Source organism: Tamaricihabitans halophyticus, from assembly GCF_004340875.1.
Lineage (GTDB): Bacteria > Actinomycetota > Actinomycetes > Mycobacteriales > Pseudonocardiaceae > Tamaricihabitans > Tamaricihabitans halophyticus.
The window spans coordinates 124,480-136,941 of record NZ_SLXQ01000009.1 but is presented as its reverse complement, the minus strand read 5'-3'; the positions used below and the strand labels follow the sequence as shown (position 1 = coordinate 136,941).

Below are 12,462 nucleotides of genomic sequence, written 5' to 3'. Positions count from 1 at the left end.
GAACGCGAATTACTTGCGGGCGCTCGGTACCACGGTCAGCCCGCTGAACGCGTCCAGGACTCAACGGTGAGCCTGCTAAACGTAGTCCGGGGTCAACAGTGAGCCTGCTAAACGCGGAATTGGTCTGGGTGGGCGGAATGGGTTTGGGTGGGCTCAGTGTGTGCGGAGGCGGCGCTCGAAATCGTCGACCAGGGTTCGCCAGGCGTCCCGCTCCGCGGTGAATGGCGCACTCGGCGCGAGCCGCAGCGGGTCCGGCCGGACGACGAACGACACCAGCCAGCCAAGCGGCTCCGAGCTGCGCAGCGCGGTGCGCACCCCGTCCTCGTCCGCCCAGTCCGCCGCATCGGTCAGCAGCTCGACCGCGAGGTCAAGCTGAGTCGGATCCATCGAATCCGGACCCTCCGCGATGTCCTCGTCGATGCCCTGCAGCACGTAGGTGTTGTCCGCGTCGACCTCGATGCTCAGCTCGCCCGCGGTCGCACTGCTCAACACCTCGTCCCATGTGGACAGCTCGGCGAGATCGTTGTCGGTTCCGGCGCCAGGCTCGGCGAGATACCTGGCAAGCGCTTTCGCCGAGCGGAAGGCGTCGATCGAACCCGCGGAGCCGAGGAAGATCGGCTGATCATCCAGGTAGCAGCGCAGCGTGTAGTACTCCTCACCGCTGGTGATCACCTTGATCGGGTCGATCCCTACGCCGCCCCAGAAGCCGACCGGCTCCTCGTCAGCTGAATCCTCGCCAGCTGAATTCTCGTCAGCGGCAGCGTCTGCGCCGGAGTCATCCGTAGCGCCATCGGCGTCAGCTTCCGCGCTGTCGGTATCGCCTTTGGCCGCGCCGTCCTTGGTGTCTTCCAGCGGGTCAAGGTCGTCGTCAGCGGAGTCCTCGTCGTCGCCTTCGGCCGCCTCGGCGGTAAAGGCGGCCAGTTCCTCACTGGCCTTGTCGAACTCGGTCTCGTCGATATCGGGCGTGGCGACCATCTGGTCGATCTCGTCGAGCAGTTCGTCCCAGCGCTCCGCGACGACCTCGGCGAGCTTCGTCCACAGCCGCTGTCCCTCCCGGCCGGTGAACGGCAGTTTGCCCTGATCGAGTAGCCCGAAACCCTCGGCGGAGTCCAGGATCTCGGTCACCGTCTCCAGTTCACAGACGTCGGCGAGCGAGCGGGTGATGGCGACGATCTCGGCGAGCTCGCCGAGCGTCCAGGTGTCCGGCTCATCGGCGACCAGCTCGGGTACGCCAACCAGGTCGAACTGGTGGTCCGAGTCCGGCATCAGCTCGGGCACGGTTAACGCGGGCACCACATGCCAGGAGGGGTGATCGACGAGGTCGTGTTCCTCGGCGGTCCGCACGTACGCCGCGAGCTGCGCCGCATCGGCGAACCCGTACAGCGCGTCCTCGTCACCGAGGAATGCTTCCCACTCCTCACCGTCCTCCCGCCAACGCGGTGCCCAGAGGGTGACCATGTCACCCTGCGGCAGGCCGAGTTCGATCGGGACGATGTCGGCAGCCATCTGACCTCCCGGTCATGGTTCGCAAACGCCCGCAGCTTACGCGGTGTAGTGTGCCCCAACGACGACCGGTGGCGGTTACCGGCTACCCGGCGGGGTGAGCTCAGGTACCCATCGGATGCCACACGGTCTTGGCTTCAAGATAGCCGCGTAGCCGCCGAATGTCCGGCGGGTTTGTCCATTCGGGTTCGCCCGCCGGCGCGGGTAGTACCCGTTTCACCGTATTCGCCGCGCCCCGTTCCAGGTCAGCGCGTTGCGATTCGGGCGAGCCGCACAGGTCGAGCGCGTTCACATCGGCATGGGTGGCCAGCCACGGTGCCAGCTCGCCGGTGCGCCCGGTCAGGATGTTGGCCACCCCGCCGGGCAGGTCCGAGGTGGCGAGCACTTCGGACAGCGTGACGGCCGGCAGTGGGCGGTCCTGGCTGGCCAGTACCACCGCGGTGTTCCCGCCGGCGAGTACCGGCGCGAGCACGCTTACCAGGCCGAGCAGCGCGGACTGCTGCGGCGCGAGTACACCGACCACCCCGGTCGGTTCCGGCACGGTGAAACAGAAGTAGGGTCCGGCGACCGGGTTGGTCGACCCGAGCACGGTCGCGATCTTGTCGGTCCACCCCGCGTACCAGACCCACCTGTCGATCGCGGTGTCTACCGTGGACTGTGCCCGTTTGGCCGGCAGACCCTCACTCGCGGCGACCTCGGCGACGAACTGCTCGCGCCGGCCCTGCAACATTTCGGCCACCCGGTACAGAACCTGGCCCCGGTTGTACGCGGTCGCCCCGGACCAGCCGGGGAACGCCTTGCGGGCGGCCGCGACCGCGTCCCGGACATCCTTGCGGGAAGCCTGCGCGGCGTTCGCGAGGAACTTGCCCCTAGCGTCGGTGACCTCATAGGTGCGGCCGGATTCGGAACGCGGGAACGCACCGCCGAGATACAACTTGTACGTTTTCGCCACAGCGATGCGATCAGTCATCGAGGTATGCCTCCAAGCCAGCCCTGCCGCCCTCGCGGCCGAACCCGGATTCCTGGTAACCACCAAACGGTGCGGTCGGATCGAAGCGGTTGAAGGTGTTCGCCCACACCACGCCCGCGCGCATCCGGTTGGCCAGCCACAGAATTCGGGAACCCTTGTCCGTCCAGATACCCGCTGACAACCCGTAGGGCGTGTTGTTCGCCTTGGTCACCGCTTCGTCCGGGGTACGGAAGGTCAGCACCGAGAGCACCGGGCCGAAGATCTCTTCGCGGGCGATCCGCATTGACTGCTGGACATCGGCGAAAACCGTGGGCGCGAAGAAGAAACCCTTGTCCGGCAGCGGGCACGGGCTGGTCCACCTGCTTGCGCCTTCGGTATCGCCGGCGGCGGTCAGCTCGCGGATCTTGGCCAGCTGCTCGGCAGAGTTGATCGCGCCGATGTCGGTGTTCTTGTCAAGCGGATCGCCGAGTCGCAGGGTGGCGATGCGCGCCCGCAGTTTGTGGAGCACTTCCTCGGCGACCGATTCCTGCACCAGCAACCTGGATCCGGCGCAGCAGACATGCCCCTGGTTGAAGAAGATCCCGTTGACGATGCCCTCTACCGCTTGATCGATGGGCGCGTCGTCGAAGACCACGTTCGCCGCCTTGCCACCGAGTTCCAGGGTGAGCCGGCGCCCGGTACCAGCGAGCGTGCGCTGGATGAGCTTGCCAACCTCGGTTGATCCGGTGAACGCGACCTTGTCCAGCCCGCCGTGCGCGACGAGTTCGCTGCCCACCGTGCCGTCGCCGGGCAGGATGTTCAGTACGCCAGGGGGTAGTTCGGCCTGCTGGCAGATCTCCGCCAGCACCAGCGCGGTAAGCGGCGTCGTCTCCGCTGGCTTGAGCACGACGGTGTTCCCGCAGGCCAGCGCCGGCGCGATCTTCCACGCGGCCATGAGCAGCGGGAAATTCCACGGGATGATCTGCCCTGCTACCCCGAGTGGGCGAGGATCCGGGCCGAGTCCGGCGTAGTCCAGTTTGTCCGCCCAGCCCGCGTGGTAGAAGAAATGCGCGGCGGCCGTGGGGATATCGGAGTCCCGTGACTCCTTGATCGGTTTGCCGTTGTCCAGCGATTCGAGTACGGCAAGCTCGCGGGAGCGCTCGGCGATCATCCTGGCGATCCGGAAGATGTACTTCGCCCGCTCGGTGCCCGGCATCTTGCGCCAGACCTTCTCCTGCGCGCGCCGGGCCGCGCGTACCGCGGTGTCCACATCGGAGGAATCCGCGGTGCTCACCTCGGCGAGCACTTCCTCGGTTGCCGGGTTGATCGTCTTCAGCCCCGCGCCGTTGCCCTCGACGAACTCGCCGTCAACGAACATCCGGTAGCTGGGCTTGAGGTTCGCGATATCCCGCGATTCCGGCGCCGGGGCGTACTCCCACGGGTTTTCGGTAGGGGAGGAACTCATCAATCCACCGTTACGTAGTCGGGACCGCTGTAGTAACCGTCGAGCTGTGTGCGGCGTTGCAACACGAGATCGTTGAGCAGGCTGGACGCGCCGAACCGGAACAGCTCACCGGTCAGCCACTGCGGACCGGCGACCTCGTGTACCGTGACCAGGTAACGGATCGCGTCCTTCGTGACGCGGATACCGCCCGCGGGTTTGACCCCGCGCAACTCGCCGGTCGCCGTGTACCAGTCGCGGACTGCCTGCAGCATCACGTGAGTCACCGGCAGGGTGGCCGCGGGGGACACCTTGCCGGTCGAGGTCTTGATGAAATCCCCACCGGCGAGTAGCGCGAGCCAGGAGGCCCTGCGCACGTTGTCATAGGTGGCCAGCTCCCCGGTTTCCAGGATTACCTTCAGATGCGCCGATCCGCAGGCCGCCTTGACCGCCTGGATCTCCTCGAAAACCCGCATGTACTGACCGGTGAGGAACGCGCCCCTGTCGATCACCATATCCACTTCGGACGCACCAGCGGAGACGGCAAGTTCGGTGTCCGCGAGCTTGACCGCCCTGTTCGCCCTGCCGGCGGGAAACGCGGTGGCCACGCTGGCCACACCGATGCCGCTGCCGGCAAGCGCGTCGACCGCGACCTCGGCGAGGTCCGGGTACACGCAGACCGTGGCGACCTGTGGGGTGTCCGGGCGCTCCGGATCGGGCCGCCGTGCCTTCGCGCACAGCGCACGGACCTTGCCCTCGGTGTCCGCGCCCTCCAGTGTGGTCAGATCGACCATGTTGATCGCCGTGTCAATGGCCCAGAGTTTCGCGGCCTTCTTGATGCTGCGGGTGCCGAGCCCGCTGGCGCGCTGTTCGACGCCGACCTGGTCGACGCCGGGCAGTCCGTGCAGGAACCGGCGCAGCGCGGTGTCATCCCTGGTCGCTTCGGTGAGCTCGGCGGGTAAGCCGGCGCCGGAACGGGCGGTAGATGGGGCAGCCATGCGCCCGAGTCTATGCGGAGCCGGCCAGTGCCGTGGGGCTACTCGTCCAGCTCTTTCTGCTTCTTGCGCTTTTCCTTTTTCGTCATATGGCGTACCTCGACTCCGCCCATCAGCGCGAGACCGGTGAACCGCACGATCGGGCTGCCCTCCGGTGCCTGCGCGGAGGTGTTGTCCTCGTAGGCGCCCATGAACCCGAAGCCGTTGACCCGCACCGTGATGTCCTCGGGCACGATGATCTCCACCGCGCCCATCACCGCGGTGGCCTGGATGGTGACCTCCGGTTCGCTCAGCATGGCCTCGGTGAGGTCGATCTGCACGCCGCCCATCAGCGCGAAGGCGTTGAAGGTCTTGGGCACCACCCAGCGGCCCCGGCGATCGGCCCCGGACATCACCGCGATCGCGGTGCTCGAGGTGGGCGTACCACCGACGCGCTGCGGCAGGTTGGTCGCGGGGTCGGCCACGGCTGGGACCTTCGGCTGCGGCACCGCAAGCTGCCCACCCGGCAGGTCACCCGTGATGGGGACCAGCTCGCCGTGGGTTTTCGCGGCGTATACGGACTGTAGACGCTCATCCAGTTCGGCCATGGTCAACCGGCCCTCGGCCATTGCGGCGTGCAGGAACTGCGCCACCCGCTCGCGGTCCGCGTCGGAGGCGCGCAACTGCTGGGGATCGGGCAACTCGGGCTGATCAGTCACGGGGGCAGCCTAGCGCGCCGGCCATCCGGCCCGGCACGGATTGTCCAGGTTCGCGCGCGGCGTGCCCGCGCACCGCTTATCCTTTCGGACGCGGTGGGGAAGCAGAGGAGGGCCAGTGGTGCGCAGGATCGCGATCGCACTGGTGGTTGGACTGGGGCTGACCGTGGCCGCGGTATCGGCCTTCGCGTTCCAGCAGCAGGACACAGCCGAACCAGCGGCGGCCGGGATCGAATGGCGGGACTGCCAGGACGCGCCGGCTGGTCAGGGCGCACGGTGCGGCACCGTGCGCGTGCCGATCGACTGGCGGAACCCACAGGCGGCTGGCTCGATCGACTTGCGCGTAGCGAAACTGCCGGCGACCGATCCGGAACGGCGAATCGGCGCGCTGCTGTTCAACCCTGGTGGCCCCGGCGGTTCGGCCGCGGGGATCCTGACCGAGCCGAACGCTACCGGGATGTACTTTCCCGAACGGTTGCGGGAACGGTTCGACATCATCGGGGTTGACCCGCGTGGGGTGGCCGGCAGCACGCAGGTGCGCTGTGCGAATCCGCCACACGACCCTGGGCAGTCCCGTTTCCCCGATACCGCGGCCGGGACCAGGAAGCTCGCCGAGAACAACCGGGCCTACGCGGAGTCCTGCCGGGCGCAAAGCGGTGACCTGGTACGGCACCTGGATACCGGCAGCGTGGCCCGTGATCTGGACGCGGTGCGCGCCGCGCTCGGCGAGGAGCAGATCAGTTTCCTTGGCATTTCCTACGGCACGATGTTGGCGCAGGACTACGCCGAGCGGTTCCCGAACCGGCTGCGCGCGCTGGTGCTGGATGGCGCCGTGGACCGCTCGTTGCCGTGGCGGCAGCTTGTCCGGGATGGCGCGGCGGCAGCGGAGAACGGCGTGTACCAGTTCGCCACCTGGTGTGCCGGGGAGCAGACCTGTGCGTTGTCCGGCCGGCAGGTGTCCAAGGTGATCACGGACCTGTACGCGGCTGCCGATGCCGGCCGGCTCACCGCGGTGGTGGACGGGCCGCAAGCGGGCGAGACCGAGCCGGCTGGCGAGCCGCGGCCGGTCACCGCGGAGGAAGTCGCGCTGGCCATCAACAGCGGGCTCGGGGTGGGGCGTAATCATCCCGAGCTGGCGCGGGCCTTGCGCACCGCGGTCGACGATGGTGATGCCACCAAGCTGGTCAGCGCGGCACCGTTCATGTTCGGCGAGCGGTACAACTCCTACCGGACGATTGCTTGCCAGAGCGTGCCCCTCGATGACTCGGCGAGCACCGACCTGCCCGCGGAAGGCAAGCGGGCCGCCGAGCAGGCCCCGACGCTGCGCGGGTACTCCGAGTTCTGGAATATCGCTTCTGGCTGCCTCGGGTGGCCCTATCCGACGTCGTGGCAGTCGCATTCCTGGTCGGTGCCCGAGAACTTCCCCACCACCTTGGTCCTGTCCGGAGCGCATGACGTGGCTACCCCGCGGCATTGGTCGGAGAATGTCTACCGGCAGTTGCCGGATGCCGAACTGGTTCGCTGGGCCGGCGCGGGGCACACCGCCTGGCTCAATGACCAGCAAGCGCGGGATCAGGCCGTCAACTATCTGCTGGACGGCCCGAGTACCGGCTGAGCGGGTCGGCGCCATGGGCGGCCCTCGCCGAGCTACCGTGTCCGCCATGGACGTGCTTGCCATAGCTCACCCGCTGGCCAAGGCCAGACTGACCACGATGCGTGCCGCTACCACGGACAGCGCGGCGTTTCGGGCGGCGCTGCACGAGCTGACCGTCATGCTCATTTACGAGGCGCTGCGGGAAGCTCCGGTGCGCACTGAGCGGATTCACACCCCGGTCGCCCGGACCGACGGCTACTGGCTGGCGAATCCGCCGTTGCTGGTACCGGTGTTGCGGGCTGGGCTCGGCATGGCTGACCAGGCGCACAAGCTCATCCCGGACGCGCAGATGGGCTTTGTCGGGATGGTCCGCGATGAGCAGACCCTGCAGCCGACGCCGTATATGGAGTCGTTGCCGGCCAACCTGAGCGGGCGACCGGTGTTCGTACTCGACCCGATGCTCGCCACCGGCGGTTCGATGGCGCACACGATCCGGTTGCTCACCGAGCGCGGTGCGACCGACGTGACCGCGATCTGCGCGCTCGCCGCCCCGGAAGGCATCGAGTACCTACGAGGATTCGGCCTTCCGGTGCGGTTGGTGACGGCGAGCGTGGACGAGCGGCTGAACGACTCCGGGTTCATCGTCCCCGGGCTGGGTGACGCGGGGGATCGCCAGTACGGCACGGTATAGTGGGTTCTGGCTATTCCCTGCCGCGCAGGATATGTGGCTCGAGTTCGGTGTCCTCATCCTCGGCCGCGCGCGCGGCAGCCGACCAGCTCCATACCTCGAGGCAGGTCCTCGGCTCATGCCGGGCGTCCACAAGGGACTCGCCGTCGGGTTGCGCGGTTGGGTACTGGTCGGCTGCCACTTCTCGCTCCTTTGCGTTCGTTGCGAGAGATTCTGCAGCACGCCGGTTTGCGTTGGCAGACCAGGGTTCTAAGCCTTGTTGGCGCGGGCCTCGGCGCGCAGTGGAGCGCCGACGGCATGCATATGACTGAGTGCCTGCCGGTAGGACTCGAACAGCGAGGTCTCGGTGTAGGAGACGCCGAGTTCGGCGCAGTAGTCCCGCACGATCGGTTGCGCCTTTCGGAGATTCGGCGTCGGCATACTCGGGAACAGATGGTGCTCGATCTGGTAGTTCAACCCGCCCAGTGCGATATCGGTGCAGAAGCCACCGCGCACGTTTCGCGAGGTGAGCACCTGGCGGCGCAGGAAGTCCGGCCGCTTGTTCCCGGTCAGCGTCGGCATGCCCTTGTGGTTGGGTGCGAAAATCGCTCCCATGTAGACACCCCAGAGTGCTTGGTGGATGACCAGGAACAGCACCGCTTTTCCTGGCGACAGCACGAGGAACAGCGCCGCCACGTAGCCGGCGAGATGCGCGGTCAGCAGCAGGCCCTCCAGCCACCGCCGCTTCAGCTTGGGGTTGGCCAGCGCGCGCAGGCTGGACACGTGCAGGTTCAGCCCTTCGAGGGTAAGCAGTGGGAAGAACAGGAAGGCTTCCCAGCGGCCGATCCAGCGCGTGATGCCACGGGCGCCGTGGGCCTGCTCGGTGGACCACACGAGTATTTCGGGTGAGACGTCCGGATCGAGTTCCTCGTGGTTCGGGTTGGCGTGATGGCGGGTGTGCTTGTCCATCCACCAGCCGTAGCTCAGGCCGATCCCGAGGTTGCCGACCAGCATGCCGACCGGTTCGGTCGCCTTGCGCCCGCGAAACACCTGGCGGTGCGCGAGATCGTGGGCAAGCAGCGCGACCTGGCCGAACAACACCGCGAAACCGGCCGCGAGCAGCAGCTGCCACCAGGAGTCGCCGAGCGCGAGGAAGCCGGCCAGCCCGCCGAGATAGGCGAGGCCGACGAGGCCAAAACGCAGGATGTAGTAGCCGGGCCGGCGGCCGAGCAGCCCCGCGGCGGAGATCCGGCGGGACAGTACGGCGAAATCGCTTGGTTGAGAGCTACCTCGATCGGTCGTGGGTGCCTCGGCCGTGTCGGTATCGGTTGTCATAACCACCAGTCTTCGGGGTCGTCGGCGGCAGCAGTAGCCGGGGGACCCCCGACCCTGGGTAGGGCTAGCCCCCTTATCCTGGGCTCCCCGTTGTGTTAGCTGAGTAAACTGGCCAGCGCTGACCTGCTATTTTCGCGACACCTTTGGTCGAAGGCCGGACCAGGCGAGTTCGGTGAGGTATTCGGCCAGTTCGGCGCGTGGGATGCGCGGCTCATCGGCGAGCCATTGATCCGCGGCCGCGCGCACCATCCCGACCAGCCCGTGCCCCCAGGGCCGCGCGGCCGCCGGTGGGGCCAAGCTCCGAAATAGTTCGCTGAGCTGCACCGCGATTCGCTCACCGAGTAGCGCGCTTGCCTCGGCAAGCGGGTCAGCGCCGATCGCGCGGTCCGGGACCGGCTGACGCGTGACGAACCGGTATACCCGAGGGTCGGACTCGATCAACCGCAGGTACTCGTCGACCGCGGCGGACAGTTTCCGGCGCGCCGTGCGTTCCCGCGCCATCGCGCCGCTGACTCGGTCGGCGACGGTGTCGCCGACCCGCTGACACACCGCCACGTGCAGGGCTGCCTTGCTGTCGAAGTACCGGTAGACCCCAGCCTTGCTGGTGCCCACCCTGGCGGCTACCTCGGCCACGCCGACGTCGGCGCCCCGCTCGCGGATCGCGGCCAACCCCGCGTCCACCAGCTCCCGCATCCGCCGCTGCCGATGGGCGGCCCAGCGAGTACGCCGGCCGTCCTGGGCAGCTGTATCCAGCCTGATCGTGACCACCCCATTGCCGTCCAGCTCGCGGAGTCCGCATACTATCGCGGTACTGCGGGTATCGGTTACTTTTCTCCGGTGACCAATTGAGGTGGGGCGCGAATGAACGTCGACGGGATGTGGGACGCATTGGCGCGAGCGCGCGCCGACGCCGCTCGCAAGGCCGATGAGCTGCGGTTGGCTACCGAGGACCGCCTCGCCCAGCTCACCGGCAGGGCGGCCGGGCTAGCCGATGAGGCTGGTGAGCGGATCGCCGAGTTCGCCAGCACGGCTGGTGAGCATGCGGCGAACGCCGCCGAGGTGACCGCGAACCTTGCCGGCGATTTCGCCCGCACGGTCTGCGACAAGGCCGGCTCGGCCGCGACGCGGTTGAGCGATCAGCTGGGCAACCGGGTGGTGGATTTCGGCGAGCAGTTCGCGGATCGGGAGCGCGCGGACTGAACAGTCCTGCGCCGCCGGTACCACCAGATGGCCAGCCCGGCGAGCAGCAGCGCACCGAGCACCAGCCAACCGGCCCTGCCGAGCCACGCTTCGAGTTGGCGGACCGAGGCCCCCGCGAAGGCGCCCACCCCGACGTAGGTGCCGGCCCAGAGCAGCCCGGCGGCCAGTGATGCGGGCAGGAATCGCCGGTAAGCGAGTGTGGAGACACCGGCCGCGGCGGGCGCCAAGGTCCGTACCACGGGAATCAGCCTGGTTACCACGACCGCGGAGGCGCCGTATCGGTGTAGCGCGGCCATCGCGCGATCCCAGCGGTCGACGCCGAGTTTGCGCACCAGACGGGTCTCGCGCAGCCGCAGGCCATAGCGCCGGCCAAGGACGTAGCCGACGTGGTCGCCGAGGCAGGCACCGATCGCGACGACCAGCACCAGGGCCACGAAGCGCGGGACACCGGTCGCCGTGGTGGCCAGGATCAGCACACCAGTCTCGCCGGGAAAGATCATGCCGATGCCGAGACCGGATTCCACCGTCGAGGCGAGGCCAGCGACCAGCAGCACCAGCGGGAAGGGCAGATCGGCGAGCCAGCCGAGCGCGTCGGTGATCACGCGCGGGTCTCGTCGACGACCCAGGACAGGTAGTCGGCGCTGCCGCCCACGATGGGGGTCGCGATAATTTCCGGCACGTCGTAGTTATGCCGTGCCCGGAGGTGTTCGGTCAGCTCGGTCAGCCGGTCCGCGGCGGTCTTGATCTCCACTCGCCATTCCTGTTCGGTCTGCACGGCGGATTCCCAGCGGAAGACGCTGGTGATCGGCCCGACTATCTGGGCACACGCCCCCAGCCGCGCTTCGATCGCGCCGGCGGCGAGCGTGCCGGCGGCCTCCTCGGAGTCGGTCGTGGTCGCGACGATGACGTGTGCGTGCATGGGTCCCCATGCTATAGGCGGCCACCGTGCGTTTGAAAACAGCGTCGCGGGTTACCCTGTCCGGATGCCACGGCCGAAGACCCACGACGACGCGCTGCGCGGGCGGCTGCTCGACCGCGCGGGCGAGTTGCTTTCCGAGCAGGGGCCGCGAGCGCTGAGCCTGCGCAAGCTCGCTACCGACGTGAACACCTCGACCACCGCCGTCTACTCGCTGTTCGGCGGCAAGGCACAGCTCGTCCGAGAGCTCTACGTAGACGCGTTCCGGCGATTCGGCAGGCAGCTCGGCGCGGTAGCGCGCAGCGGTGACGCGCCGGCTGATCTGGTTCAGCTCGGCCTGGCCTATCGGGAGCAGGCGCTGGCCAATCAGAACCAGTACGCGATCATGTTCGGCAAACCGGTCCCCGAGTTCGAGCCGGACGAGCAAGCCAACCAGGAAGCGGCCGCGGCGATCACCCCGCTACTGGACATCGTGCGGGAGGGCACCAGGACCGGCGCGCTCGCCGGGCCGAGCCCGGAGGCCATCGCGCTCGCCTACTGGGCGTTGTTGCACGGCTTGGTCGCGCTGGAACTCAGCAACGTGGTGCCAGCCCAACTGAACTCGAAGGACAGTTTCGAGCACGCGCTACGCGCGCAGCTCGCCGGCTGGCGCGCCTGACCACGCGGGGTATGGCGCTGGTGGGCCGGCGGACTAATCCGGCATCAGGTTGGCGGCCACCGCGGCACCGAGTTCCCAGCAGGCGTCCAGATCCGCCTTGTCCGGCTCGCCGGTGACGGTCAGCGCGTTAGCCGCCTTGTCCCAGCCGAGTCCGGTGACAATGCTCTCCACCCCGCGGACCGTGCCGGAGGTATCGCTCGCCCCGTGCACGTACAGCGCGTACGGACAGCCCTGGGTCGCATCGAGGCACGGGTAGTAGATCTCGTCGAAGAACATCTTCAGCGCTCCGGACATCATGCCCAGATTCGCCGGCGTGCCGAGGATGAAGCCGTCCGCGGCGAGCACATCGGCCGCGGAGGCGGCAAGCGCCGGCTGGCGGATGACGTCCACACCTTCGATCTCGTCGGTAGTGGCACCGCGGACCACCGCCTCGAACATTGCCTGCACATTTGGCGATGGCGTGTGGTGCACGATCAACAACTTGGCCACGTCTGTAGACCATGCCGATA

The 12,462-nt window shown here is 67.9% G+C and carries 15 protein-coding genes; 4 read left to right on the top strand and 11 right to left on the bottom strand.

Annotated elements, in window-relative coordinates; translation table 11 throughout:
- Positions 1-153: 153 nt before the first annotated feature.
- The 5 genes from EV191_RS19770 to EV191_RS19750 form a co-directional block, all read right to left on the bottom strand.
- Positions 154-1,506: a primosomal protein gene (locus tag EV191_RS19770; RefSeq protein WP_132878606.1), complete on the bottom strand. Its 1,353-nt coding sequence runs from the start codon at positions 1,504-1,506 to the stop codon at positions 154-156.
- Positions 1,507-1,606: 100 nt separating this feature from the next.
- On the bottom strand, positions 1,607-2,473 hold the full coding sequence (locus tag EV191_RS19765; protein WP_132878605.1) for an aldehyde dehydrogenase family protein: 867 nt from the start codon (positions 2,471-2,473) through the stop codon (positions 1,607-1,609).
- The gene (locus EV191_RS19760; RefSeq protein WP_132878604.1) at positions 2,466-3,917 is read right to left on the bottom strand and encodes an aldehyde dehydrogenase family protein; all 1,452 of its coding nucleotides are present in this window, start codon (positions 3,915-3,917) and stop codon (positions 2,466-2,468) included. Before EV191_RS19760 ends, EV191_RS19765 begins: the two co-directional genes overlap by 8 nt.
- Entirely contained in the window at positions 3,917-4,891 is a 975-nt protein-coding gene (gene deoC / locus EV191_RS19755) for a deoxyribose-phosphate aldolase (RefSeq protein WP_132878603.1), read from the bottom strand. Before deoC ends, EV191_RS19760 begins: the two co-directional genes overlap by 1 nt.
- A gap of 38 nt (positions 4,892-4,929) precedes the next feature.
- A complete protein-coding gene (locus EV191_RS19750) occupies positions 4,930-5,586 on the bottom strand; it encodes a DUF1707 SHOCT-like domain-containing protein (protein WP_132878602.1) in 657 nt (218 codons plus the stop codon).
- A 115-nt stretch (positions 5,587-5,701) separates the two neighbouring features.
- On the opposite strand from EV191_RS19750, the gene EV191_RS19745 reads away from it, so the two are divergent.
- Both EV191_RS19745 and upp read left to right on the top strand, forming a co-directional pair.
- Positions 5,702-7,198, top strand: a complete 1,497-nt coding sequence (locus EV191_RS19745) for an alpha/beta fold hydrolase (protein ID WP_165913018.1) — start codon at positions 5,702-5,704, stop codon at positions 7,196-7,198.
- A gap of 46 nt (positions 7,199-7,244) precedes the next feature.
- Entirely contained in the window at positions 7,245-7,868 is a 624-nt protein-coding gene (upp, locus tag EV191_RS19740; protein WP_132878600.1) for a uracil phosphoribosyltransferase, read from the top strand.
- A gap of 10 nt (positions 7,869-7,878) precedes the next feature.
- Here upp and EV191_RS30140 read toward each other — a convergent pair whose 3' ends face one another.
- From EV191_RS30140 to EV191_RS19730, 3 genes are all read right to left on the bottom strand, one after another.
- Positions 7,879-8,046, bottom strand: a complete 168-nt coding sequence (locus EV191_RS30140; protein WP_165913017.1) for a hypothetical protein — start codon at positions 8,044-8,046, stop codon at positions 7,879-7,881.
- A 68-nt stretch (positions 8,047-8,114) separates the two neighbouring features.
- Positions 8,115-9,179, bottom strand: a complete 1,065-nt coding sequence (locus tag EV191_RS19735) for a fatty acid desaturase family protein (protein WP_132878599.1) — start codon at positions 9,177-9,179, stop codon at positions 8,115-8,117.
- A gap of 126 nt (positions 9,180-9,305) precedes the next feature.
- Positions 9,306-9,947 (bottom strand): TetR family transcriptional regulator, encoded by a 642-nt coding sequence (locus EV191_RS19730; RefSeq protein ID WP_132878598.1) that lies wholly within the window; start codon positions 9,945-9,947, stop codon positions 9,306-9,308.
- A 93-nt stretch (positions 9,948-10,040) separates the two neighbouring features.
- Between EV191_RS19730 and EV191_RS19725 the strand changes: the two genes are divergently transcribed.
- On the top strand, positions 10,041-10,379 hold the full coding sequence (locus EV191_RS19725; protein ID WP_132878597.1) for a hypothetical protein: 339 nt from the start codon (positions 10,041-10,043) through the stop codon (positions 10,377-10,379).
- On the opposite strand, the gene EV191_RS19720 is transcribed toward EV191_RS19725, so the two are convergent.
- On the bottom strand, positions 10,316-10,981 hold the full coding sequence (locus EV191_RS19720) for a DedA family protein (protein ID WP_165913016.1): 666 nt from the start codon (positions 10,979-10,981) through the stop codon (positions 10,316-10,318). The two genes, EV191_RS19725 and EV191_RS19720, sit on opposite strands and share 64 nt — an antisense overlap.
- Positions 10,978-11,298 (bottom strand): divalent-cation tolerance protein CutA, encoded by a 321-nt coding sequence (cutA, locus tag EV191_RS19715; protein ID WP_132878595.1) that lies wholly within the window; start codon positions 11,296-11,298, stop codon positions 10,978-10,980. The genes EV191_RS19720 and cutA overlap by 4 nt, the downstream gene beginning before the upstream one ends.
- 64 nt (positions 11,299-11,362) lie before the next feature.
- Here cutA and EV191_RS19710 point away from each other — a divergent pair, with 64 nt between their 5' ends.
- Complete coding sequence (locus EV191_RS19710) at positions 11,363-11,953, top strand: TetR/AcrR family transcriptional regulator (protein WP_132878594.1); 591 nt, start codon at positions 11,363-11,365, stop codon at positions 11,951-11,953.
- A gap of 33 nt (positions 11,954-11,986) precedes the next feature.
- Here the strand turns inward: EV191_RS19710 and EV191_RS19705 are convergent, their stop codons facing one another.
- Positions 11,987-12,442: a flavodoxin family protein gene (locus EV191_RS19705; protein ID WP_132878593.1), complete on the bottom strand. Its 456-nt coding sequence runs from the start codon at positions 12,440-12,442 to the stop codon at positions 11,987-11,989.
- Positions 12,443-12,462: the final 20 nt, after the last annotated feature.